The sequence below is a fragment of the Streptomyces buecherae genome (genome assembly GCF_014295035.1).
GTDB lineage: Bacteria > Actinomycetota > Actinomycetes > Streptomycetales > Streptomycetaceae > Streptomyces > Streptomyces youssoufiensis.
The window spans coordinates 7,620,037-7,643,864 of record NZ_CP060404.1; the positions used below are offsets into that span (position 1 = coordinate 7,620,037).

Sequence of the window (23,828 nt, forward strand, 5' to 3'; positions counted from 1 at the left end):
CCGGCGCTGCGGCGCCCTCGCGCGGCCGTCGTCGCCTGTCTGACCGAACCCCATGCGCCGGGGATGGTCCGAGCCTGTCTCGCGCCAGGCGCGCCCCTGCCCGCTTATTTGACTGCTCATTCAAGAAAACCGGAAGCCTTCACGCCCGATGCTCGACACGGCGAGAAGGCGCGACCGGCCAGAAGACAGAAGACGAGAAGAAGAGCGAGAAGGAGACACACCCCATGACCGACCACCGCCCCGTCCCCACCGACGCCGAGTTGGCCGCCTCGCTCGCCGGCGACTTCACCAGCGCGTACGCCACCGTCAACGGCGTCCGACTGCACCACGTCACCGGCGGCAGCGGCGCCCCGCTGATCCTGCTGGGTGGCTGGCCGCAGACCTGGTGGCAGTTCCGCAAGGTGCTGCCCGAGCTGGCCCGCACCTTCCAGGTGACCGCCGTGGACCTGCGCGGCATGGGTGGCTCGGACAAGCCGGCGGACGGCTACGACAAGCGCACCATGGCGCGGGACATCCACGAGCTGATCCGACACCTGGGCCACGACTCCGCGTTCGTCGCCGGACACGACATCGGCGCGTCGCTCGGCTACCACCTCGCCGCCAACCACCCGGCGTCCGTGCGCCGCCTGGCCACCATCGACCTGGGCGTACCCGACGACTCCTGGCTACGGATCGGCATGCTGCCCGGCTCGGACGAACAGGCAGCGGCCATCGCCGAGGGGCGCGGCGGCTACCCCTGGTGGTTCGCGTTCAACCAGGTACGCGGCCTCCCCGAGGAGCTGCTCGCCGGCCGCTTCCGCCCGCTGATCGACTGGCTGTACGGGCACATGCTGCTGGACCAGGCGTCCGTCGAGGAGGACGCGCGGCGGATCTACGCCCACGCCTACGACACGCGCGAGGCCATCCGGGCGGGCAACGGCTGGTACCAGACGATGCGCCAGGACATCGCCGACCTGGCCACCCACGCCCCCGTGACGCTCCCCATCCTGACGCTGGCCGGCGAGACCAGCTACGCCGCGCTGCGCGAACAGATGGGCCCCGACAAGGGCACCGACATCCGTGTGGTGGAGGTGGCGGGCAGCGGCCACTACGTACCGGAGGAACAGCCGGAGGCCGTGGTGCGGGAGCTGCTCGCCTTCTTCGGGGAGGACGCCGCGCCGACCGGGGGCGCGCGCTAGGCACGCCCGCCGGCTACGGCCCCGCCGACGCACGGGGCCCGCCGGCCATCCGGCGCCCCGCACGGAGCGCTTCCCTGTCCTCCCCGTCACCGCCCGGCGGTCGCTCGGGGCAGGGAAGCGGGCTCAAGGAGCACGCTTCCCTGCCCCGTTCAGGGCTCCTCGCACGACTTCGGGTCCAGATCCGGGGGGCTCGGTGGGCCCTGCGGGGCGAGCAGGGCGGCGAGGTTCTTCTCGTACATGGACTCCCAGCCCTTCCTGTCCGCCAGGATCTTCCGCACCGCCGAGCACACCTCGCGCTTGAGGACCGGCTGCCCGGGGAGCATCGCCACGCCGTACGCCTCCGTACCCTCGATGGTCTCCAGCCGCCGGACCTTGCCGTGGTTCTTGCTCTCGTAGCCCGCGAGAATGACGTCGTCCGATGCCACGGCGTAGACCTGCGAGTCCTCGTCCAACAGTTTCTCCAGGCAGCGTTGGTAGCTGGCGGGCGGGGACTTCATCATGGTGAAGCCGAGCTTGGGCAGTTCCTTCCAGTACGTCGACTTCTGCGGCGTGCACACCTCCACGCCGAGCTCTTTCAGGTCGTTGGGGCCCTGGATGTCGGGGTACTTGCGCGACTTCTCGTGCACCAGGAAGCCGCGGCCCGCCTTGTAGTACGGCCCGACGAAGTCGATGTCGCCGTCCTTCCGCATGGTGTACGAGGCGACGACGAGGTCCACCGTCTTCTTCGCCAGCTCGCTGCTCCGGTTCTCGGTGGTCACCGGGACGAACTTCACGTCCGCCTTGTCCGTGTACCCCAGGTGCTCGGCGACCTTGTAGGCCATGTCGATGTCATAGCCCTTGTACGTGTCCTTCGTGCCGGGTACCCGCTCGCTCAGGCCCGGCTGGTCGTCCTTCACGCCGATCCGCAGGATGGGATGCGCCTTCCGCCATGTCGGCGTCCCGGGGCCGCCGCCCTGACGGTCCGGGCCGGCGGTACCGCTGCCCTCGGCCTTCTCGCCGAAGCCGAAGCCGTCCGTCGCGAACCAGCCGGCGGTGATCAGCAGTGCGGCGCACGTGACAGCCGCCACCACCACCTTTCCCCTCTTACGGAGGCCGCTTCGCGGACGCTCCCCCGCGAGGGCGGGGTCGGGGGAGGCTGGTTCGGGCGAAGCCGGGGCCGGGGCAGCGGCGGGAGTGGCGACCCTCGGCGCGGGGCCCGGTTCGGGCGCGGGCGCTGGTGAGGGTGTCTCGGTCTTGGCCGGGCCCGCGTGCGACGGACCGCCCAGCACCTCGCGCAGCATGACGTCGGCCGTGGCCGCGTCCAGGCGCTCGTCGGGGTCGCTGCGCAGCAGCCCCTGGATCACCGGGGCGAGCGGGCCGGCGTAGCGGGGGACCGGGTTCGGCGTGCGCAGGATGCTCTCCTGGACCTCCCAGACCTCGCTGCCGCCGAACGGGAGGCGGCCCTCGACCATCTCGTACAGCGTGACGCCGAGCGCCCACAGGTCGGACGCGGGCGTGGGGCCGCGGGAGCCGGGTGCGAAGAGTTCGGGTGCCAGGTACGGGGGTGTGCCGATGATGCTGCCGGGTCGGGTGAGGGAGGCGGCGCCCACGAACGTGGCGATGCCGAAGTCCACCAGGATGACCAGCCCGTCGTCCCGGACCAGCACGTTGCCCGGCTTCACGTCGCGGTGGACGACCGACGCCGCGTGCACCGCCCGCAGGCCGCGCAGGATCTGGTGGCCGATGTCCGCCGCCCTGGGCACGGCGAGCACCTGCTGGCTGCGGAGCAGGTCCGCCAGCGACCCGGCGTCGAGCAGCTTCATCACGATCCAGACCTGGTTGTCGGTCTCGACCTGGTCGTGGACCGTCACCACGTTCGGGTGCTCGATCTTGGCGATCGCCTCCGCCTCCCGGCGCGCCCGCTGCATCGCCGCGTCCTGGGTGCCGGCGGTCATCGCGTTCCGGTCGAGCAGGCCCTTCACGGCGACGTACCGGCGCAGCCGTCGGTCATGGGCCTTCCAGACCTCGCCCATGCCGCCGCTGCCGATCGGCTCCAGCAGTTCGTACCGGCCCTCGATCACCACGTGCGGACGGCCGGGCGCGGGGGAGTCCTTGTGCGTCGGCGTCCGGGGCCATCTCTGTGCCGCTTCGGAGTCCGCCCGCGCCGGTGTGCTGCCCGCCCAGGGGTCGTGGGGCCCTCCGCCGGCCCCGGCCCTGTCTTCGTCTCGCATGTGCCCCCCTCGCAACCTGAACCAGGCCACAGTAAACGCTCAGTCAAAAGTACGCGGAGAGAGGCGAGATGAGGCGATACGAGGGCTGAATACCGTGCCCTGAGTGGGGGGACGGAGGTGCTGCCGGTGGTGGAACAAGATAGCGCCGAGACCCGGAAACGTCAGCGGGTCACGCGGGCGAGTGTTCGCGGTGGGGGAGGCGAACCCGTCGGTGGCCGCGGCGTCAGGAGGAGGCCCGCTCGACGACTCGGCGCCGACGTGGGTGTGTGCCCGACGCGATGCCTTCGGGGGCGATGCGTGGGCTCGGCCTCTCCGAGAGGCAGGCCGTCGTCGCCGCCCGCTGCCCGGCGGAGTCCGCCAACCGCCTTCGCCCCTCCCCGGCCGGACCTGTCGGCTTCGGTGACACGAGGCATACGAGGTATACGAGGTATACGAGGTATACGGAGCAGGTGGGGCACGCGAGACCGCGTGGCGGGGGCGGGGCGGGCGGCGTGGGGGCGGGCGCGGGATTTCTCGTGGAGTGAGGCAACCCGGACGGGGCATGGAGCGTGTTCCTCAGGGGAAGGCGTGCGAGACACCCCGCCGACGTGCCGGTTTTCTGTGGCACGGGGCACATGTGGGACCGACTGGTTGGGTGCGCCGACGCCACGAGAGCGTCCGACAAGATCACTTGAAAACGGACCGTTCGGGCTTATCGGGCTCTGTGGTGCAGCTCACGGGTGTCGCTGGTTGATCTGTCACGCCGCGTGTCCATGCGATGTCGGCCGCCTGGCCGGACCCCGCCCCCGTCGGGGGTGTGGCCGCTGTGGGTGTCCGGAGGATGTCGCCCCGGGAGACGGATCACGTACGCAGTGTTATCTCGCATTGCGAGCTAATGCCTTAATTGATCTTTATCGGGCGGTTCATGGCTTGTCGCCGGCGAAATGAATGTGTTTTGTTGGCGCTCCCGCTGAAACGAAGGCGGGTATCCGACGCCGGGATGCCGAATCTTGCCGCTGGCCGAGGAGAAACTTCAAAGACATGACGGCAAGAGCGGGGGAACCAGGTAAGTGCCGTACCGCGCCGAGCGCGGTCGGCTTGGGGTGAAGACGTGTCGTGGCGCCAGGCGCCGCACAGGGCACGTCCGGGCAACTCCAGCCCGAATCCGACAGCTCACCTCGCAGGCATAGGAGAGGGATACCCCTATGTCTCATCGCACGCGTCACCGCCGCATCAGCCCGCGTCGCCTCGGTATTTCCGTCGCGCTGACCGCTGGCGGCGCCAGCCTCGCCATTCCCTTCCTCGGTGCCACCCAGGCCAACGCCGCCTCGGTGGACGTGTGGGAGAAGGTCGCCCAGTGCGAGGCGACCGGCAACTGGAGCATCAACACCGGTAACGGCTTCTACGGCGGCCTGCAGTTCACCGACAGCACCTGGCGTGCCTTCGGCGGCGCGCAGTACGCCCCGCGCGCCGACCTGGCCACCAAGGACCAGCAGATCGCCGTGGCCGAGAAGGTCCTCAAGGTCCAGGGCCCCGGCGCCTGGCCCGTGTGCTCCGTCAAGGCGGGCCTGACCGCCGGCGGCCCGGCCCCGCAGGTCTCCCCCGACGGTGCCCGCGAGCAGGCGAACACCACCCGCGACGCCCGCACCGCGCCGCAGGCTGCCCCCAAGGCCGCCCCGAAGGCCGCCGCCCCCAAGGTCGCGCCGAAGGCCGCCCCGAAGGCCGAGAGCAAGCCCGCTCCGCGCACCCAGAACTCGACCGCTGGTAAGGCGTACACCGTGCGCTCCGGCGACACGCTGTTCAAGATCTCCCAGGCGCACGACGTCAACGGTGGCTGGCGCGCGGTCTACGACCGCAACCAGGACGTCATCGGGGACAACCCGAACCTGATCTTCCCGAACCAGCACCTGACCCTGCCCGGTGCCGGCTCCGCCGCCAAGGCCCCGCAGCAGAAGGCGGCCCCGCAGGCCGCCCCGAAGGCCGCGCAGCCGCAGGCGCCGAAGCAGCAGACCGCCCCCAAGGCCGCGCAGCCGCAGGCCGCCCAGGCCGCGCCGAAGCCGCAGGCCGAGGCCCCCTCGGCGACCGGCTTCACCGCTCCGGTGGCCAACAGCACCATGGGCACCCCCTACCACCAGTCCGGTGGTAGCTGGTCCAGCGGCTACCACACCGGCGTGGACTTCCCGGTCGCCACCGGCACCTCCGTGAAGTCGATCGGCGCCGGCCAGGTCGTCTCGGCCGGCTGGGCGGGCTCGTACGGCAACCAGGTCGTCATCCGCCACGCGGACGGCCACTACAGCCAGTACGCCCACCTGTCGCAGCTCTCCGTCTCGGCCGGCCAGTCGGTCACCGGCGGTCAGCAGATCGGCCTGTCCGGCAGCACCGGCAACAGCAGCGGCCCGCACCTGCACTTCGAGGTGCGCACCGGTGCCGGCTACGGCTCGGACGTCGACCCGGTCAGCTACCTGCGCGGCAAGGGCGTCAGCCTCTGACCAGCGGCTCGACCGTTGAGCGGGCGCCCCTGACCGATCGCTGATCGAGGGCTCCCCGTACCACCGCACCACCCGATGTGCCCCCGCGCCGACCCGGCGCGGGGGCACATCGGCGTTCCGCGAGGGCAGAATCGCCTTCCGAGGGGGCATTCGGTGGCCGGCCACCCGGGTGCTACGAGGCGGGTGCTGGGTAGAGTTCCCGCTCATGGGGTTGTGGAACGGGGAGGAACCCGCGAAACAGGGTGGCACCGAGCCCGAGCGCACCGCCGACGGTCCCGTGCGGAGCGTCGGCGGCCCGGCGCGCGGCGTCGGCGAGCGCGAGACACTGGCAGCCCGCGACGCCTCGGCGGCCGAGGCCGACCCACCCACCGACACCGGCGGCACCCCGCCGCGCCACGCGCCGGCCCCCCGCCCCGCCGCCGACCCCCCGCCACCCACCGACCCGCACCCGGCCGGCGACCCCGCCCCGCCGGGCGCCCCCCGGCTCCCCGACGGCCGACAGCCGTCCGACGCGCCCACGGCGGCCGACGGCCCGAGCCTGCCACGGGACGACGCGCGGCAGGCTCAGCCACAGGCACACGAACAGCCACAGGCACAGTCACCCGCACAGTCACAGCCACAGGTGACGGCAGAGTCACAGCCACGGGCGGAGTGGCGGTCCTCCGCGTGGCAGCCGCCGAGCGCCGTCGAGCAGGAGCTGTACGACGCGAAGACCCGCGGTGACTGGGCCCGCTACGTCACCGCGCTGGCCCACACCCCGCTCTTCGTCGCGGACTCGCGGGAGCGCGTGGACACCCACCCCGACACCGTGGTCTTCACGCCCTACCGCGACCCGCGCACCCGCACCGACTGCCTCGCCGTGTACACCGAGGGCATGCTGCCGGCGCCGGCCGAGGACCCGGTCTTCCACTCCGGCTCGCTGGGTTGGTACGCGCGGGTGTGGGGGCCCAAGGACCCGCCGTGGCTCGCGGTCAACCCGGGCAGCCCGTGCGAGGCGTACTTCCCCACCACCCCGAGCCACCGCGCGGTCTGGCAGCAGCACGCGGACCGCGCCGCCGCCACCGACGCCCCACCACATCCCCAGCTCCGCGCCCTGATCGTCGGCGGACCGCTGCGCGGCCCGGTGGCCCACGGCCTGGCCTGCGGGGCGCTGCTCAGCGTCAACAACGCCGAACTGTGGAACGCCATGGCCTACCACGGCGGCGGCTACACCGCCGAGCGGGACCGGCTGAGCGAGTGGTGGGGCATCACCTCCCGCGCCGACTGGCAGCGCACCCTGGAACTCCTGCTGCGCGCCGAGATGACCAGCCCGGTATGGGAGTTCACGCTCGGCATCCGCCGCTCGCTGGCGCTCGACTTCGCCGGCGCCGTCGACGTGGACCACTGGCGACAGGTGGCGGAGCGGGCGCTGTGGCACAACGCCGCCGAGGCGGCCGAACCGCGCATCACCCCGGACGGCGTCACGGTGGCACAGCCGCGCAGCGACGCCGAGGTGCGTTCCCAGGTCGCCGGCGTGCGCCGGCTGATCGGCCGCATCACCCGCTACGAGGCCAGGTTCCGCGCGGACGGGCTGCTCGCCGACGGCAGGTTCGTCCGCTCGGTGGAGGCGTGGGACTACGGGCGCGCCTCCTGCATGGCCCGCTGGGGACTCGGCGCCCGCTACTGCACGCTGTCGGAGGCCGAACAGGCGGTGCTGCGCGCGGGCCGGCTCAGCCAGGCCAACTACCGCTCCTGGGCGGACTTCTCCGCCGCCTACATCCTCGGGCGCTGTCTGCACTTCGACGAGGAGGAGTTCGGGGACTGGTACGAGGAGATGGTCGCCGCCCACCGGCTGCTGATGTCCGACCCGGGCAGCCCCTGGCGGAACCTGCCCTGGAAGTAGCGGGTCGCCGACGGGACGGGATGGGGCCAGGTCGGGGAGAAACGGCCGCCCCGTCAGCGTCCCGTCAGGAACGGACCTGGATAGAGCCCGCGTACACGGCCCGGGAGCCCTTCTTGAGACGGGCCACGATGACGATGCGGCGGCCCTCGGGGAAGGCGAAGTCACACACCCGTGAGCGGCCCCGGCCGTTGACCGCACAGGTCCTGACGGCCTTGGGCCGCCTGGTGTCGTAGAGGCGCACACCGAACGCGTAACCGTCGGCACGGGTGTCCGTCACCCTGACGCGCTCGCCCGTCGCGTACCAGGTGACCCTGCCACCCCGCAGCCCCGCCGCCTCGGCCGGTGTGGTGCCCAGGGTGCCCGCGGCGAAGCCGGCCGTGAGGAGCGCGACCACCGACGTGCGGAGCGTGCGCGTGCTCATCCGACCCCCTCGCTTTCCTGAGTGCTGCTGCCCACGGGGCCATCGCGCCCCAGGTCGCGGATAGTAGCAAGGCGGCCGGAGCGCGCCGGCACCGCACGGGCGCGGTGGCTTTCTTAGCGGAACGTTAGATCTCGTCGCCGCGCCTTGTGAGGCGACCGCGCACCACCCGATGCTCTGGGCACCTCGCACCACCCCGACCAGGAGCTTCGTGGAGCCGCCATGTCATCGTCCGCCGCCATCCCGACGCCCCCCACCGGCTCACCCTCCCCACCCCCGCACGCCACACCACCTGCCGAGGGCGCGGCGGACGGCCCCCACCCGCCGCCCGCGACCCACGCACCGCCCGCGACTCACGCGACCCGCGCGGCCGAGCCAACCAACCCGGCCGACACAGCCAACCCAGCCGACCGAGCCAACCCAGTCAGTCCGGTCAGTCCGGTCAGTCCGGTCAAGCTGGCCACGACGGCCAAGCCGGTCGACGCGGCCGAGGAGCGTCGGCAGCGTCGCTTCGCGTTGATCGGTGGGTCGCTGGGCAACCTCGTCGAGTGGTACGACTGGTTCATCTACGCCAGCTTCGCCATCTACTTCGCCGACTCCTTCTTCCCCGGTGACAACCCGACGACCAAGCTGATGAACACGGCGGGCATCTTCGCGGTCGGCTTCCTGATGCGCCCGGTGGGCGGTTGGGTGCTGGGGCGGGCCGCCGACCGGCACGGCCGCAAGAGCGCGCTCACGCTCACCGTCACCATGATGTCGGTGGCCGCGCTGCTGATCGCCATCGCGCCGACCTACGACCAGGCGGGCTACGGCGGCGCCCTCGTGCTGCTGCTCGCGCGGCTGTTGCAGGGCATGAGCATCGGCGGCGAGTACGCGGCCAGCGCGACCTACCTCACGGAGGCGTCCGCACGGCACCGCCGCGGGCTCGGCTCGTCCTTCCAGTACGTGTCGATGACCTGTGGCCAACTCCTCGGTCTCGGCATTCTCATCACCGTGCAACACACCCTGACCGAGGACCAGTTGGAGAGTTGGGGGTGGCGGATTCCGTTCCTGCTCGGCACGGTGTTCGCGGTGGTGGTCTACTGGCTGCGGCGGCGGCTCACCGAGACCCAGGCGTTCCAGGAGAAGTCGGTGGACGGCCTGGACGACGGCGCGGGAACGCTGAGGGTGCTGTGGCAGCACCGCCGCCAGGCCGGTCTCGTGATGGCCCTGACGCTGGGCGGCACGGTGGCCTACTACACGTACACCACCTATCTGACCAAGTACCTGATCGGCAGCGCCGGGATGCCGAAGAACACCGCCACCCTGGTCAGCTTCACCGCGCTCGCGGTCTTCGCGGTGCTCCAGCCGTTCGCCGGCGCGCTGTCCGACCGGATCGGCCGCCGGCCCCTGCTGATCACCTTCGCCGTCGGCTGCACGGTCGGGACGTACCCGATCATGACGGCCCTCGGCTCCGCCTCCTCGTACTGGCCCGCGCTCGGCCTCTCGCTGATCGCCCTGGTGGTCGTCACCGGCTACACGTCGATCAACGCGGCCGTGAAGGCGGAACTCTTCCCCACCCGGGTGCGCGCGCTCGGAGTGGCCCTGCCGTACGCGATCGCCAACGCGCTGTTCGGCGGCACCGCGGAGTACGTGGCGCTGTGGTTCAAAAACAGCGGGCACGAGTCGATGTTCTTCTGGTACGTCTCCGGCTGCGCGTTCGTCTCGTTGGTGACCTACCTGCTGATGCCGGACACCAGGAACGTCGCCCTCAGCCGCGCCGAGGAAGCGGCCGACGACCCCGCCCCGACCGAGACCTCCCCTCCGGCCGGCGCTCTCGCACCGGGTGGCGCCCCGACCACGGCTGCTCCGACCGCCGAGGCGGGGACCACCGAGGCCGCGACCACTGAGTCCGAGGCGAAGGCCAAGGCCGAGGTCGGCGGGCTCAGGTCGGCCGGCGCACCATGAACACGTCCACCGGGTCCTCGCTCTCGACCGTGAACCCGTGCCGCTCGTACAGGCGGCAGGCCGGGCTGCCGCGCAGCACGTTCAGCCGGACCAGGGTGCCGTCGCGGTCGCACCGTGCCAGCAGCTCGGCCAACACGGCCGAACCGATGCCGCCGCCCTGGCGTTCCGGGGCGAGGTAGAAGTGTTCGAGCCAGCGGACGCCGGCGGCCGGTCGCAGGGCCACGCAGCCGGCGAACGCCCCACCAACCTCGATCACCCAGGTGTGCGCCGGGTCGAACCCGTCGCGCAGCCGCTGCCGCACCCGTCGCGGGTCGTACCGCCCGAGTCGCTCCAGGTCCGCCCGCAGGACCACGGCACGCAGCGCGGCCACCGCCTCGACGTCCGCCGCCGCAGCCGGCCGCAAGCTCCAGTCCGCCATGATCGTCAAACTACTGTGCCGGCTCCCTCGGCACGCGCGCGGCTCCCGGCTCGCGTTGACCGGCCGCCGGCCCGCGGCCCGCGGGCGACAGTCAGCGTGCGGCGCGGCCCGGCCCGGCACGGGGCCGGTCGGCCCGGCCGTCGCATCCGGCGCCGGGCCGTGGTAATCCGTAGCCGTCGTCCCCGGTCACCAGGAGAGTCCTCATGCACACCCTTTTCGTCGAGGACAACGACCGCATGGCGCACGCCCTCGGCACGGCGCTGGCCGTGCGCGGGCACACCGTGCGCCGGGTCAGCCGTGCCCAGGACGCCCTGCGGCACGCCGGGGAGGCCGAGTTCGTCCTCCTCGACCTCGGCCTCCCGGACCTGGACGGGCTTGAGCTGCTGCGCCGGCTGCGTCCCCTGTGCGCCGCGCCGTTGATCGTGGTCACCGCGCGCTGCGAGGAGCACGACATCGTGGGCGGGCTGCGGGCCGGCGCCGACGACTACGTGGTCAAGCCGTTCCGGATGGCCGAGCTGATGGCCCGGATCGACTCCGTACGCCGCCGCACCAGCCTCGCCCCCGGCGCTCCCGGCGCTCCCGGCACTGCGCCGTCCGCGCCGGGGGAGTCGGCGGCCGGCCGGCCGGGGCCGGTGCGCGCCGGGGACACCGTGATCGACCTCGCGGCCCGCACCGTGACCGTGGCCGGCGCGCCGGTCCGGCTCACCCGGCGCGAGTTCGACGTGCTCGCCTACCTCGCGGCCCGGCCGGGCGAGGCCCACTCGCGCGCGGAGATCCTCTACCGCCTCTGGGGCGACGCGCTCCGGGCCGCGTCCCGCTCCCTCGACGTGCACGTCGCGGGCATCCGCACCAAGACCGGCCGGCCCCACCTGGTGCGCACCGTGCACCGGTTCGGCTACCAGCTCGGCCCCGGGACGGGCGGCGAACCGGCCGCCGGCGACGCGCAGGAGCCGCCCGCGGCGCTGGGGCCGGCGCACCGGTGAGGCGCAGGCTGCTGGCCGTGCTCATGGCGCTGATGGGGGCCGCGACCGTACTGCTGTCCGTACCGCTGGCCGACGCGTACGCGCGCGGGCGCACCGAACACCTGCTGCTCCAGCGGCGCGCCGACGCGGTGCGGTTCGCCGACCTCGCGGATCGCGGGCTCACCGAGGCCGACCAGTCGGAGCTGGCCGCCGAGATCCACCGCTACGCCCAGTTGTACGGCGCCGGCGTGCTCATCACCGACACCAACGGCCGCGCCGTACTGCGCGCCGGACCGCCCTCCTGGTGGTCCGGGCCACGGGTGGCCGAGGCCAAGGACCGGGCGCTGGCCGGGCGTTCCACGGAGCGGCTGCCGACCGTGCGCCCCTGGGGCCCGGACATGGTGGTGCTGGCCGAGCCGGTCGGGCGGGACGAGCGGGTCAGCGGGGCCGCGGTCCTTGCCGTGCCCACCGACGCGGCCCGCCGTGACGTGACGACGCGCTGGTCGCTGATCGCGGCCGGCGCGCTCGTCGCCTTCGCCGCCGCGGCCCTGGCCGCCGGCGGGATCACCCGCTGGCTGATGCGCCCCGTACGCGACCTGGACCGGGCCGTCGGCGGCCTCGCGGCCGGCAGCCTGCACACCCGCGCCGTCTCCGACTCGGGACCGCCGGAACTGCGCCGGCTCAGGCGGCACTTCAACGCCATGGCTGAGGGCATGTCCGAGTCGATACGCCGCCAGCGCGACTTCGTCGCCGACGCCTCCCACCAACTGCGCAACCCGCTGGCCACGCTGGTGCTGCAACTGGAGAACGTGGAACCCCACCTGGCACCGGCCGGCCGCGACGAGCACACCCGCGCGCTGGACGAGGCCGAGCGGCTGGAGGAACTCCTCGACGGACTGCTGGCGCTGGCCCGCGTGGAGTCCGGCACCGCGGAGCGCACCCTCCAGGACGCCTCGGCGGCGGCCCGGGAGCGCGCTGTGGCCTGGGCGCCGGTCTACCGGGAGCTGGGCGTGGGGCTGGCCGCCGACATCGCGGACGGGCTGCGGGTGCGCGCGCTGCCGGGCGCGGTGGGCCGCGTGCTCGACGCGCTGCTCGACAACGCCGCCAAGTTCGTGCCGCCCGGCGGCCGGGTGCGGATCGACGCCGTCGCCCGCGACGGCCAGGTCACGGTGCGCGTGAGGGACGACGGGCCCGGCGTGCCGGACGACCAGCACGCCGCCCTGGTACGGCGCTTCGCGCGCGGCGCCGCGCACCAGAACCTGCCGGGCAGCGGCCTCGGCCTGGCCATCGCCGACGAACTGGCCCGCGCCAGCGGCGGCACCCTCACCATCGCGCCCGCGACGCCGCACGGCCTCGCGGTGGAACTGCGACTGCCCGCCGCCGCGACGCCGTAGCCCGTACGACCCGTCACCGGACCGCGACCCCGCTCGCCCGCCCACCCGGTCGCGCGGCGGCGTGCCCAGGCCAGGCCGCCGAGCCGCGAGCCACGGGCCGCGTCAGCCGTACACCGACCGGTAGTAGTCGACGGCCCCCGGGTGGAGGGGCACGGCGCCGGTGGCGATGGCGAACCGGGGTTCGAGGCGGGCGCCGGCGGTCACCTCGCGCAGCAACTCGCGCCAGCGCCCGAAGACGACCCGCAGCAACGCCCGCACGACCCGCGCGGGCACGTCGCCGCGCGCCGCCAGGTAGTTGCTGACCCCGACCGTACGCACCGGTGCGCGCAGCCCGTACGCGCCGGAGGGCAAGGTCACCGGCGCGTACACGGCCCCGTACGTGGTGCGCAGCTCCCGCCCCAGGGCGTCCAGCGGCAACAACCGCAGCGGCATCGCCCGCGCGAGCGCCTCCAGCGTCGGGGTGGGGACGCCTCCGGACCACATCAGGGCGTGTACGTCGCCGGCGCGCAGGGCCCGCGCCGACTCGCCGAGCCCGAGGCGTGCCTCGCGTACGGCGCGGTCGCCGGCCAGCCCCGCCGCGTACAACAGCCGCTCGGCGACCGTCCGCAGCCCCGAGCCGGTGGCCCCGGTGGCCACCCGGCGCCCCGCCAGGTCGTCGACGGAGCGCACCGAGCCGTGCGCGGGGACCGCCAAGTGCGTGTAGTTGACGTACACCCGGGCCAGCGCGGTCAGCGGCACCGGCCTGGCGAAGGGCGCTCTGCCGCGCGCCGCGTCCTGCGCCGCGTCCGCCATGGTCAACGCCAACTCCACCTCGCCGGCCGCGAGTTTGCGCAGGTTGTCCACGCTCGCCGCGGTCGCCACCGGCACCACCTCCAGCCGCTGTCCGCTCGCCGCGACGGCCGCCGCCAGGGCCCGCCCGAAGGCGTTGTACGGGCCGCCCTCGGGCCCCGTCGCCAGCCGCAGCCGCCGCACCGGCCCCGGCTCGGACGGGCGCCCGGCCAGCGCCCACGCGGCCAGCGCCGCCGCCCCACCCGCCCCGCCACGCACTAACCGACGCCGACCCGCGCCCGAACGCGACGGCCCCGTGCGGCCCTCGGCCCCGGAGGGGTTTCCGAGGACCGGCTTCGGCCCGCCCGCCGCCGACGGGTCGACGCAGGCGTCGAGGCGGGCGGGGAGGTCCGGGTGGCGGTCGGCGCCGCGAGCGTCCGGGTTGGTCACGCCCCGCAGCGTAACGAGGGGGGCGTCGGCGACGCCGCGCGGAGCGGACCCCGGCGACAGGCGGCGCCCGAAGCGGCGTGCTCGTACGCCGTGCCGGTGCGCGTCCGGCGCGGGGTGACCAACGGGAGCACGAGCGGCAGCGGGGCGCCTTCGCCGGTCGCCGCTTGTCCCGGGGCCGTCCGGTCCGGCGTCGGCGTGGGCTGTCGCAGGTGGCGGTAGTCGCTGCCGTGAGTGTCGATGCCGCCGACTGCTACCTTCCGGAGCCATGACCGACAGCGTGTACGTGGGGAACGCGGGCAGGGACGCCGCACTGGACCGGGGATGGCTGCTGGGCCATTTCAAGGACGCCTCCGATCCTCGGCACAGCGAGGACGTGGAGATCAAGTGGGGCGTCCACCCACGGGGCGATGAACGGGCTCGGTGGGTGACCGGTGAGGAGCGCACCACCCTGCAGGTCCTCATCAGCGGGCGCTTCCGAGTAGAGCTGCCCGGACGCAGTGTTCTGCTGGCCGAACAAGGTGACTACGTCGTGTGGGGCCGGGGCGTCGACCACTCGTGGTACGCGGAGGAGGAGTCCGTGCTCCTGACGGTCCGCTGGCCCTCTGTCCCCGGCTACCAGGTTCCCTGAGGGCGTTTCCGTGGTCGGCTGGCGCGACGGGGGCCTTGGCGGGTGGCTCGAGTCGGGGTCACTGGTGGGGCGTCGGGTCACCGTGTGGCGTTACGACAGGCGAGGGCGCCCGCCGACGTGGCCGCGCACGCGCTGCTGACCCGCAGCGCGGGGACTCGTCCGTAGGCACTCACCCGGGGATGACGGTTCAGGCATAGCGGCTGAGGAGGGCTTCGACGTATGCCTCCAGCCGGTGCGTCAGGACCGTGGCCGTCAGGTCGACGCGGCCCAGCTCACGCCAGGGAACAGCGACCTTCTCGGCGTCCGGGGCGAAAGCCAGCGCGTCCAGCAGCCGCCAGTAGAGGTGTGCGGTGCCGTCTTCGGTCAGGGTTCCTCCCGCGGCGACGTAGCGATCGGCGAAGCGCATGCCCGAGGGGACCCCGTGCAGCAGGGCGAGAGCCGTCGAGCAGTGGGCCACGTCCAGGTCGGCCGGCCCCCAGGAGGTCTCCACCCAGTCGACGACCCCACTGATCCGAGGATCGTCGGTGGTGCCCGTGAAGAGGACGTTGCCGGGGTGGAAGTCCCGGTGCAGGAAGCACCCCTGGTAGTGCGGTGGCTCGCGGCGGATGACGTCAACGGCCCGCCGCCACAGCTCGGGCCGCGCGGTGGCCGTGGGCGCGGTCACCCGCTCGGGAGAGGCCCAGGGTTGGTAGGCGCGGGGCCGTTGTCGCGCGGTCACCGGCAGTTGGTGGATGCGCACCAGTTGCCGAGCCAGCAACTCGGCGCGGTCGTCGGCACCCTGGTCGGCCAGGCGCACGGTTCCGGGCAGGTGGGACATCAACAAGGAGGGGTGGTCGCAGTACCGCGCCGTCGCGTCCACCGCCACGAGCGTGGCCACGGGCACGTCCGTGTCGCCGAGCAGGCGCAGGATCGTCGCCTCACGGGTCAACAGGCCCTCCGCGTGCCGGACGAAGAAGGGCTTGACGAAGGACCGCAGGACGAGCGAGCGCCGACCGTCCGGACCGTGGAGATCCAGGCGGCGCATCTCCGAGGTCCAGCCGCCGCGCAGCCGCTCGACCTCCTCGACGCGCTCCGCCGCGCACAGCTCCTTCTCCACCCAGGAACGGGTGGCACTCCAGCCCTGACTGTCGAGACCCACGCCGATGCCCTCGGCCCCCTCACCCATGGATGGGCACACTATCCGGCCCCCGCGCGGGCGCGTCCCGCGCGGCGATGGGCCCCTCCTCGCGTACGACCGGCCAGGGGCACTGTCCCAACTGCCCCAACTGCCCCACTCAACCGCTGCCCCACGTCGCGTGCGAGGCCCTCAGCCCCCGCCCCCCGGGCGCGGGGCCACCGCTACCCGCCAGCCCCGGTAGTGGGCGTCCGGCACCCGGTGGCGGGGCCACGCGCGGGCCCACGGCGGCGGGCGGCGGTCGCCCCGCAGGACGAAGGCGTCGGGCACCCCGCCGCCGGACTCACGGCCGTCGGGGGTGTCACGCTGCGAACGGCAACCCGCGGCGTGGGCGATGGGCACGACCGCGTGGGTTCCGCCCACCAGGCACGGTGGGCGCACGCCCTGCTCGCGCAGGACGACGGCGATGTGCTGCCAGTCGGCGCGCGCCCGCTCCTGCACGCGGACGTGGCGGCGCACCATGTCCCACTGCACGGTGCCGTGCGCGACGCACACGCCCACCAGCGCCACGATCACGACGGTGGCCCGGACGCGCCGGCGCGCGGTGTCACGCGCGGCGAGGCGTGCGCCCGCAGCCCCGGCCCGCCCGGCGCTGTCCGTGTCGTTCGTAGCGTCCGTGCCGTCCGTGCTGTCCGTGCCGGTCGACGGCCAGGCGCGGCGGACCGCGGCGATGCCGCCCAGCGCTGCCGGGATGGCCAGCAAGGCGTAGGCGGGGAGCAGGAAGCGCGGTGCGGCGTACGGGAGGAACGCGAGGTAGGTGGCCGCCGTCGCCGTCGCGACCAGGACCGCCAGCCAGGCGGCGCCGGCCCGGCCGGCGCGGTGGGCCGCGTACAGCCCGAGGGCGACCAGCGGCGGCAGCACCACCCACCAGCCGACCGCCGGCCAGTCCACCGCGTCGCCCGTGCACGGCCGGCACAGCAGCGGGCCGTCCAGCGTCGTGACGTACTCCGGCAGCGAGAACGTGGGGCGCATGCCGCCCTGGATGTCGCTGGCCTCGCGCAACCGTTGGCGGACGCCACCGAAACGGGTGTGGGCCTCGACGGCCCACGGCACCAGGCCCGCCGCGAGTCCGGCGGCCACGGCCGCCGCCGGCGCGAGCTTGCGCCAGGCCGGTACGGCCAGGGGCGCGAGGAACAGCGGGGCGGCGAGCCAGACGGCGTCGCTCGGTCGCATCAGCGCGGCGACGCACAGCGCGAGGGCCAGCCCGACCAGCGGGCCGCGCGCCGGGCGCGCGGACGCGGGGCTGGGCACGCTCGCCGAGGTGGCGCGCGGAGCGACGGCGAGCAGGAAGCAGCCGACCGCGCCGACCGCCGCCATCGCCAGGTAGTGGTTGGGCATCGCGGCGCCCGCGTAGAACAGGGCGATCCACAGGCTGCCGTACCCCGCCGCCGCGACGGCCGGGACCAGCGCGCTGCCGAGCACCCGCGTCCACGGGCGAAAGCCCAGATAGAGGGCGAGCGTCGCGGTGGCCGTGAGGTAGCAGCGGAGCACGACGACCGAGTCGGTCACCGAGGCGACCGGGGCGACCAGCAGGGGCACCCCGCGCGAGCGGGGCGCGCTGAACGGGGTGGCCGGGTCGTACGGGGCGTAGCGGCTGAGGTAGACGAGCTCGTCCCAGCCGGGTGCGAGCGACAGGGGGAGCGCCGCGAGCGTGGTGACGGCGACGGCCAGGCAGGCCCCGATCAGTAACCCGTCGGGGCGAACGCCGTGTTTCTCGAACATGAACCGCAGCATGCAGGGCGGTGATGTGGAGGGCAAAGCCGGGGGGTGGGCGGCGGCGCTTCGGTCCGCCGCCCACGCGCGCGGGCCCGCGCCGGGCCGGCTCTGTACGGGGCAGGCGGGCTGCCCCAGCTCCGCCAGTCAGGTGTCGACCGCCCTCGCGGTGGCCTCCGCGTGCTCCTCGATCAGCGTGAAGTGATCTCCGGGCGCGCTCACTTCCAATAACGGAAGATCACCCTGGTCGCGAGACGGGCGCCGCTGTCAACGCGCAAGACAGCCGCCGCGCAGTGGAGGTGACCACAAGGATCGCCCAACGCCTGTGCAGTGCATGGGGGTTGGGTGTGACCGGCACCCCCTCACGTCGGGGGAGCGAGCGCCCGGTCGGCCCTCGCGCCTCCCGTGCACGCCGCGTGCGCCCTACGGCTTCCGGGCCGGCCCGCCGCGGGCCAACGTCCGCCACAGCGCCGGCTCCTCGAAGTCCAGTGCCCACAGGGCCGTGCGGGTCACGCCGTGTCGGTGCAGCACCGGGAGGTGGGCGGCGATGCCACGGGCGTCCTGGTACCACACCTCGCGCCGCCGCCCGTCCTCGACGTACCGGAAGTGCGGCGTCCGCGAGTCGGCGTCCCGCTCCAGGGCGGCCCCCACCCGGCGCCGCAGGACCTGCGCCTCCCGGGTGGTGCGGTGTGTGGCGCGGGCTCGGTCGCCGGTGCGGTAGTCCCAGCCGTACGCCGGGACGCCCATCTCGATCTTGGCCGCGGGGACGTGCGCGGTGGCGTAGCGCAGGATCGCGTCGTACCAGCGCGGCGAACTCAACGGTCCTGGCGGGCCGAGGGCGTTGTGCAGGTTGTAACCCATGATGCGCAACCCGTCCACGGCGCGCCCGAGCCGCGCGTAGTCGTAGACCGGCGCCGTGTCGCGCGCCCGGGTGCGCGGGTAGACGGCCACGGTGCACCGCTGGCCGCGCGCGTGCAGCCGCGCGCACACCTCGCGGACCAGGGCGGTGAATCCCCCGCGCACCCGGCGCAACACGCCGGCGTCGGCGGAGTGGTTCATCCGCTCGTAGTCCAGGTCGAGGCCGTCGTAGGGCCGGCTGGCGGCGAGCCGCAGCAGCGCCGCCACGTGGGCCGCGCGCCGCGCGGGGTCGGTGAGCATCGCGGCCATGGCGGCGGCGTCCGGGGCCTCGGTCACGGTCGGCACGACCTTGACGCCGGCCCGGCGCAGGCCGTCGATGACGCGCCGGTCGCCCGCGCCCGGGTGCGCGGTGAACCGCCGGTCGGACGTCGCCTCGTACCAGAACGGGCTGACCGTGTGCAGTTGGTCGGCGTGGGCGAGCGCGTCCCGGTAGGCGCCCTCCTGCTGCCAGTACGGCAGCCAGGCCGACACGGTTCGCCCGGCCGCCGCCGGCGCGGCGGCGGGGCTCGGGGGTGCGGGCGCGGCCGGCGCGGTGACGGGCGCCGACAGCGCGAGCGCGGCGAGGAGCGGGAGGGCGGCCAGCGCGCGGAGGACGGTCACCCGCCCAGTCTCGGCCGGCCCGCGCGGCCCCGCACCCGTGGTGGGCCGAGCGGGCGGCGCGGGCCACGGCGGCGCGGGGTGACGGGGCGTCCGGCGGGGGAGCGCACCCCGGCGGCGCCGGGCGGCACGCGGCCCACGGGAGCGGCGACGGGCCCGCGCGGCGTACCGCGCGGGCCCGCGACCAGCGCGCGCCGTCAGGCGTTCCGGTGCATCAGGCGCTCCGGGGCGTCACCTCGGCCATCTGGCCCCAGCCGTCCATGTCGGGGATCTCGGTCGAGACGATCTGCGGCGTGGTGGCCACCGCGTACGACATGGCGTCCATGCCCGCGGCGAAGTGCGCGGACTCCACGTGCTGGCGGCCGGCCTCGCCGTCGCGGAACGCCTCCACCAGTACGTACTCGTGGGGGTTGGACACGCTGCGGGACCACTCGAAGAACAGGTTGCCCGGCTCGTTCCGGGTGGCCTCGGTGAAGTCGTGGACGACGTCCATCCAGTCGTCGGCCCGCTCCGGGCGGACGGTGAATTTCACGGTGATGAAGATCATGCGGCTTCCTCGGGGTGGGGGTGGGAGGCAGCGGTCGGAGCCCGTCGAGCGCCGCTGACGCTGCCCGGTGGCGCGCCTGGTCCGGGGCGCCCGACCTAGCACCCTAACCCCCTCCCACCAGGCATGTCGCACGCCCCGGCGGCATCCGGCCCGGCTCGCGGGCCGGGCCGCCGCGCCAGGTGGACCCGACCCCGGCCGGCCCGCCCGCCGCCTTCCGCACGCCGGCCGGCGGGTCGCGGCGCCGCAACGCGGGCAACACGCCCCTTGTGCAGACGACGACGCCAGCCCCCACTCACCGGGCGCCCCGCCGCGCCGGCCCGCCGCCGGCCCGGGCACGACCGCCCCGCACGCCCCCGGCCACCGACCCGCCCCATGCACCCGGCGGGACACCCCAGCCACCAACCCGAGGAAGGGAGGCCCGGATGGTGCCGCAGGCCGAACCAGACGCCCCGCACGTGCTGCGCGTGGCGGGCATCCGCAAGACGTTCCCCGGCGTGGTCGCGCTCGACGGCGTCGACTTCGACCTCCGCGCCGGCGAGGTCCACGTGCTGCTCGGCGAGAACGGAGCGGGCAAGAGCACGCTGATCAAGATCCTGTCCGGCGCGCACCGCCCCGACGCCGGGCGGATCGTGCTGGACGGCACGCCGGTGCGGCTCAGCGGACCGAGGGACGCGGAGCGCCTCGGCATCGCCACCATCTACCAGGAACTGGCCCAGGTGCCCGAACTGAGCGTGGCCGAGAACCTCTTCCTCGGCCGCCCACCGCGCCGCCTCGGCCTCGTCGACCGCCGGCGCATGGTGGCGGACGCCGCCCGGCTCCTGGACCGCGCCGGGGTGCCCGTCGACTCCCGGGCCCGGATACGCGACCTGGGCATCGCCCACCGCCAGTTGGTGGAGATCGCGCGGGCGCTCGGACGCGACGCCCGCGTCCTGATCATGGACGAGCCCACCGCCGCGCTCACCGGGGCCGAGGTCGACCGGCTCTTCCACCGGGTGCGCGCGCTGCGCGCGAACGGCGTCGCCGTCGTCTTCATCACCCACCACCTGGAGGAGATCGCCGCCATCGGCGACCGCGTCACCGTGCTGCGCGACGGACGCAGCGTCGCCCAGGTCCCGGCCCAGACCGACCGGGACACCCTGGTCCGCCTGATGGTGGGGCGCGCCATCGAACAGCAGTACCCGCGCGCGAGCAGCGCCCCCGACCGGCCCGGCCGGCCGCTGCTCAGCGTCGCCGGCCTCACCCGGGCCGGCAGCTTCCACGACGTGAGCTTCGAGGTGCGGGCCGGGGAGGTGGTGGCGCTGGCCGGGCTCGTCGGCGCGGGGCGCACCGAGGTCGTACGGGCCGTCTTCGGCGCCGACCCGTACGACGCGGGCAGCGTCGCGGTGCTCGGCCGGCGCCTGCCACCGCGCGACGTCGGCGCCGCGCTGCGCGCCGGCATCGGCCTGGTGCCCGAGGACCGCAAGGGGCAGGGGCTGCTGCTCGACGCCTCGGTGGCGGACAACCTGGGCCTGGTCACGCTGCGCGGTGCCACCCGCGCCGGCCTCGTGGACCGGGCGGCCCAGCGCGCTGCGGCGACCCGCGTCGCCGACCGGCTCGCGATCCGCACGGTCGGGCTCGACCACCCCGTGCACACGCTCTCCGGCGGCAACCAGCAGAAGGTCGTCATCGGCAAGTGGCTGCTCGCCGAGAGCGGGGTGCTCATCCTGGACGAGCCGACCCGCGGCATCGACGTGGCCGCCAAGGTCGAGATCTACCGCCTCGTCAACGAACTCACCGCGGCGGGCCGGGCCGTCCTCATGGTCTCCAGCGACCTGCCCGAGGTGCTGGGCATGAGCGACCGGGTGCTGGTCATGGCCCAGGGCCGGATAGCCGGCGAACTCGACGCGCGGGAGGCGACCCAGGACGCCGTCATGGCCCTGGCCGTGGGCGCCACCACCGCGCACAGCCCCACCGACCCGGCGGACCCAGCTATTCCGTCCGACCCAGCCGACCGGGCTCATCCAGCCGATACCGAGCGGGCCAACCCGGCCGAGCCCGCCAGGCCCGGCAAGGCAACCAGGACCAGCGAGGCAACCAAAGCCACCAGGACCAAAGCCACCAGGACCAAGGCCACCGACAAGACCAACAAGACCGACAAGAAGGGGGACTCCGATGGCCGCTGACACGGGGTACGAGGCCGACGCGGCGGGGGCGCGCGCCGGGGCTGAGCGCGCGGTCCGCCTGCTGCTCGACAACGGCGCGCTGACGGCCCTGGTCGTGCTGGTCGCCGCGCTGTCGCTGCTGTCCGGCGACTTCCTCACCGCCGAGAACCTGCGCAACGTGGGCGTCCAGGCGGCCGTCACGGCCGTCCTCGCCTTCGGCGTCACCTTCGTCATCGTCACCGCCGGCATCGACCTGTCGGTCGGCTCGGTGGCCGCGCTCTCGGCGATCGTGCTGGCCTGGGCCGCGACCACGCACGGGTTGCCCGTGTGGCTGGCCGTGCCGCTCGCCCTCGCCACCGGCGTCGGCTGCGGGCTGGTCAGCGGGGCGCTGATCGCCTTCGGCAAGCTGCCGCCGTTCATCGCCACGCTCGCGATGCTCTCCATCGCCCGCGGTCTGTCGCTGGTCGTCTCGCAGGGTAGCCCCGTCGAACTGCCCGACCCGCTCAGCACGCTCGGCGACACCCTCGGAGGCTGGCTGCCGGTGCCCGTACTCGTCATGCTCGTCGCGGGCCTGCTCACCGCCGGCGTGCTCGGCCGCGCGTACACCGGGCGGGCCATGTACGCCATCGGCGGCAACGAGGAGGCGGCCCACCTCTCGGGTGTCCGGGTGCGGCGTCACAAGATCGTCGCGTACGTCCTGAGCGGCGCCCTCGCCGCCGTCGCCGGCGTGCTGCTGGCCGCGCGGCTCTCGTCGGCCCAGCCGCAGGCCGGCGACGGGTACGAACTCGACGCGATCGCCGCCGTCGTCATCGGCGGCGCCAGCCTCGCCGGCGGCGTCGGCAGGGCGTCCGGCACCCTGATCGGCGCGCTGATCCTCGCCGTGCTCCGCAACGGGCTCAACCTCCTTGAGGTCTCCACGTTCTGGCAGCACGTCGTCATCGGCGCGGTCATCGCGCTGGCCGTCCTCCTCGACACCGCGCGCCGGCGTGCCGGGGCCCGCCCCGCCGCGCCCGGTGCCACGGGCGGCGGCCAGGGGCCGCGCCACCGCTGGCTGACCGGCGCGCCGCTCCGGCTCGGGGTGGCCGCCGTGGTGGTCGCGGCCGTGGTCGTCGGCGCCGCGCTGCGCGACCCCGACCCGGGCGGCGGCACCAGGGTCGGCCTCTCGCTCTCCACCCTCAACAACCCGTTCTTCGTCCAGCTCAAGGCGGGCGCGCGGGAGGAGGCCGAGGCCGCCGGGGTGCGGCTCCAGGTCACCGACGCGCAGAACGACGCCTCCCAACAGGCCAACCACGTCCAGAACTTCCTCAGCAAGCAGATGGACGCGATCGTCGTCAACCCGGTGGACTCGCAGGCCGCGGGCCCCGCGGTCAAGGGGGCCGTGGCGCGCGGCGTCCCCGTGGTGGCCGCCGACCGGGGTGTGACCGGGGCGCCCACCCTGACCCTCGTCGCCTCCGACAACGTGGGCGGCGGCCGGCTCGCCGCGCGCGAGCTGGCCCGCCGACTCGGCGGCCGGGGCACCGTCGTCGTCCTCCAGGGCACCCCGGGCACCTCCGCCGCCCGCGAGCGCGGCAAGGGCTTCACCGACGGCATCGCCGCCTACCCCGGCATCAAGGTCGTCGGCCGGCAGTCCGCCGACTTCGACCGCGCCAAGGGGCTGGACGTGACCACCAACCTGCTCCAGTCACACCCCGGCGTCGACGGCGTCTTCGCGGAGAACGACGAGATGGCGCTCGGCGCCGTCAAGGCCCTGGGCGCCAGGGCCGGCACGTCCGTCGAGGTCGTGGGCTTCGACGGCACGCCCGAGGCGCTGCGGGCGGTGCGCGGCGGCACGCTGGCCGCCACCGTCGCCCAGCAACCGCGCGAACTGGGTCGCCTCGCGGTACGCAACGCCATCCGGCTCGCCCGGGGCGAGAGCCCACGTCGTACGGTCAAGGTGCCGGTGAAGGTGGTCGCCGCGCGCCCGCGCTGAACCGGGCGCGGCGGCCTCCGGTGAACCCAGCGACGAGGCCCGCGAG

17 protein-coding genes and 1 riboswitch are annotated in these 23,828 nt (G+C 74.3%); of the genes, 9 read left to right on the top strand and 8 right to left on the bottom strand.

Annotation, left to right across the window (positions count from 1 at the left end; all coding sequences use genetic code 11):
* The first annotated feature begins 224 nt into the window (after nucleotides 1–224).
* Nucleotides 225–1,178 carry an alpha/beta fold hydrolase gene (locus H7H31_RS30480; RefSeq protein ID WP_187060065.1) on the top strand — a complete coding sequence of 318 codons (954 nt, stop codon included), beginning with the start codon at nucleotides 225–227 and terminating at the stop codon, nucleotides 1,176–1,178.
* Nucleotides 1,179–1,327: 149 nt separating this feature from the next.
* Here the strand turns inward: H7H31_RS30480 and H7H31_RS30485 are convergent, their stop codons facing one another.
* Nucleotides 1,328–3,388 carry a serine/threonine-protein kinase gene (locus H7H31_RS30485; RefSeq protein ID WP_187060066.1) on the bottom strand — a complete coding sequence of 687 codons (2,061 nt, stop codon included), beginning with the start codon at nucleotides 3,386–3,388 and terminating at the stop codon, nucleotides 1,328–1,330.
* Nucleotides 3,389–4,375: 987 nt separating this feature from the next.
* Nucleotides 4,376–4,569: riboswitch (cyclic di-AMP (ydaO/yuaA leader) on the top strand.
* 3 nt (nucleotides 4,570–4,572) lie between these two features.
* Between H7H31_RS30485 and H7H31_RS30490 the strand changes: the two genes are divergently transcribed.
* A complete protein-coding gene (locus H7H31_RS30490) occupies nucleotides 4,573–5,856 on the top strand; it encodes a transglycosylase family protein (RefSeq protein ID WP_187059740.1) in 1,284 nt (427 codons plus the stop codon).
* A gap of 205 nt (nucleotides 5,857–6,061) precedes the next feature.
* On the top strand, nucleotides 6,062–7,738 hold the full coding sequence (locus H7H31_RS30495; RefSeq protein ID WP_187118170.1) for a DUF1266 domain-containing protein: 1,677 nt from the start codon (nucleotides 6,062–6,064) through the stop codon (nucleotides 7,736–7,738).
* 64 nt (nucleotides 7,739–7,802) lie between these two features.
* On the opposite strand, the gene H7H31_RS30500 is transcribed toward H7H31_RS30495, so the two are convergent.
* Entirely contained in the window at nucleotides 7,803–8,159 is a 357-nt protein-coding gene (locus H7H31_RS30500; RefSeq protein WP_187059695.1) for a hypothetical protein, read from the bottom strand.
* 219 nt (nucleotides 8,160–8,378) lie between these two features.
* Between H7H31_RS30500 and H7H31_RS30505 the strand changes: the two genes are divergently transcribed.
* Nucleotides 8,379–10,103, top strand: coding sequence for an MFS transporter (locus H7H31_RS30505; RefSeq protein WP_232110153.1), 1,725 nt, complete (start codon nucleotides 8,379–8,381; stop codon nucleotides 10,101–10,103).
* Here the strand turns inward: H7H31_RS30505 and H7H31_RS30510 are convergent.
* Nucleotides 10,081–10,521, bottom strand: a complete 441-nt coding sequence (locus H7H31_RS30510) for a GNAT family N-acetyltransferase (RefSeq protein ID WP_187061761.1) — start codon at nucleotides 10,519–10,521, stop codon at nucleotides 10,081–10,083. The genes H7H31_RS30505 and H7H31_RS30510 overlap by 23 nt on opposite strands.
* A gap of 203 nt (nucleotides 10,522–10,724) precedes the next feature.
* Between H7H31_RS30510 and H7H31_RS30515 the strand changes: the two genes are divergently transcribed.
* Both H7H31_RS30515 and H7H31_RS30520 read left to right on the top strand, forming a co-directional pair.
* The gene (locus H7H31_RS30515; RefSeq protein ID WP_187061762.1) at nucleotides 10,725–11,504 is read left to right on the top strand and encodes a response regulator transcription factor; all 780 of its coding nucleotides are present in this window, start codon (nucleotides 10,725–10,727) and stop codon (nucleotides 11,502–11,504) included.
* Complete coding sequence (locus H7H31_RS30520; protein WP_232110154.1) at nucleotides 11,501–12,877, top strand: sensor histidine kinase; 1,377 nt, start codon at nucleotides 11,501–11,503, stop codon at nucleotides 12,875–12,877. The genes H7H31_RS30515 and H7H31_RS30520 overlap by 4 nt, the downstream gene beginning before the upstream one ends.
* A 102-nt stretch (nucleotides 12,878–12,979) precedes the next feature.
* Here the strand turns inward: H7H31_RS30520 and H7H31_RS30525 are convergent, their stop codons facing one another.
* On the bottom strand, nucleotides 12,980–14,095 hold the full coding sequence (locus H7H31_RS30525; RefSeq protein ID WP_232110155.1) for a TAXI family TRAP transporter solute-binding subunit: 1,116 nt from the start codon (nucleotides 14,093–14,095) through the stop codon (nucleotides 12,980–12,982).
* 265 nt (nucleotides 14,096–14,360) lie between these two features.
* Here H7H31_RS30525 and H7H31_RS30530 point away from each other — a divergent pair, with 265 nt between their 5' ends.
* Nucleotides 14,361–14,723, top strand: a complete 363-nt coding sequence (locus H7H31_RS30530) for a cupin domain-containing protein (protein ID WP_176160517.1) — start codon at nucleotides 14,361–14,363, stop codon at nucleotides 14,721–14,723.
* Nucleotides 14,724–14,910: 187 nt separating this feature from the next.
* On the opposite strand, the gene H7H31_RS30535 is transcribed toward H7H31_RS30530, so the two are convergent.
* From H7H31_RS30535 to H7H31_RS30550, 4 genes are all read right to left on the bottom strand, one after another.
* Complete coding sequence (locus tag H7H31_RS30535) at nucleotides 14,911–15,888, bottom strand: phosphotransferase family protein (RefSeq protein ID WP_187061764.1); 978 nt, start codon at nucleotides 15,886–15,888, stop codon at nucleotides 14,911–14,913.
* 141 nt (nucleotides 15,889–16,029) lie between these two features.
* Nucleotides 16,030–17,619 carry a hypothetical protein gene (locus H7H31_RS30540; protein ID WP_187061765.1) on the bottom strand — a complete coding sequence of 530 codons (1,590 nt, stop codon included), beginning with the start codon at nucleotides 17,617–17,619 and terminating at the stop codon, nucleotides 16,030–16,032.
* A gap of 414 nt (nucleotides 17,620–18,033) precedes the next feature.
* Nucleotides 18,034–19,128: a glycosyl hydrolase family 18 protein gene (locus H7H31_RS30545; RefSeq protein WP_187061766.1), complete on the bottom strand. Its 1,095-nt coding sequence runs from the start codon at nucleotides 19,126–19,128 to the stop codon at nucleotides 18,034–18,036.
* 211 nt (nucleotides 19,129–19,339) lie between these two features.
* Complete coding sequence (locus H7H31_RS30550) at nucleotides 19,340–19,672, bottom strand: putative quinol monooxygenase (protein WP_187061767.1); 333 nt, start codon at nucleotides 19,670–19,672, stop codon at nucleotides 19,340–19,342.
* A 422-nt stretch (nucleotides 19,673–20,094) separates the two neighbouring features.
* Between H7H31_RS30550 and H7H31_RS30555 the strand changes: the two genes are divergently transcribed.
* Nucleotides 20,095–21,834 carry a sugar ABC transporter ATP-binding protein gene (locus H7H31_RS30555; RefSeq protein WP_187060542.1) on the top strand — a complete coding sequence of 580 codons (1,740 nt, stop codon included), beginning with the start codon at nucleotides 20,095–20,097 and terminating at the stop codon, nucleotides 21,832–21,834.
* Nucleotides 21,824–23,782 carry an ABC transporter permease/substrate-binding protein gene (locus H7H31_RS30560; protein WP_187060543.1) on the top strand — a complete coding sequence of 653 codons (1,959 nt, stop codon included), beginning with the start codon at nucleotides 21,824–21,826 and terminating at the stop codon, nucleotides 23,780–23,782. The genes H7H31_RS30555 and H7H31_RS30560 overlap by 11 nt, the downstream gene beginning before the upstream one ends.
* Nucleotides 23,783–23,828: the final 46 nt, after the last annotated feature.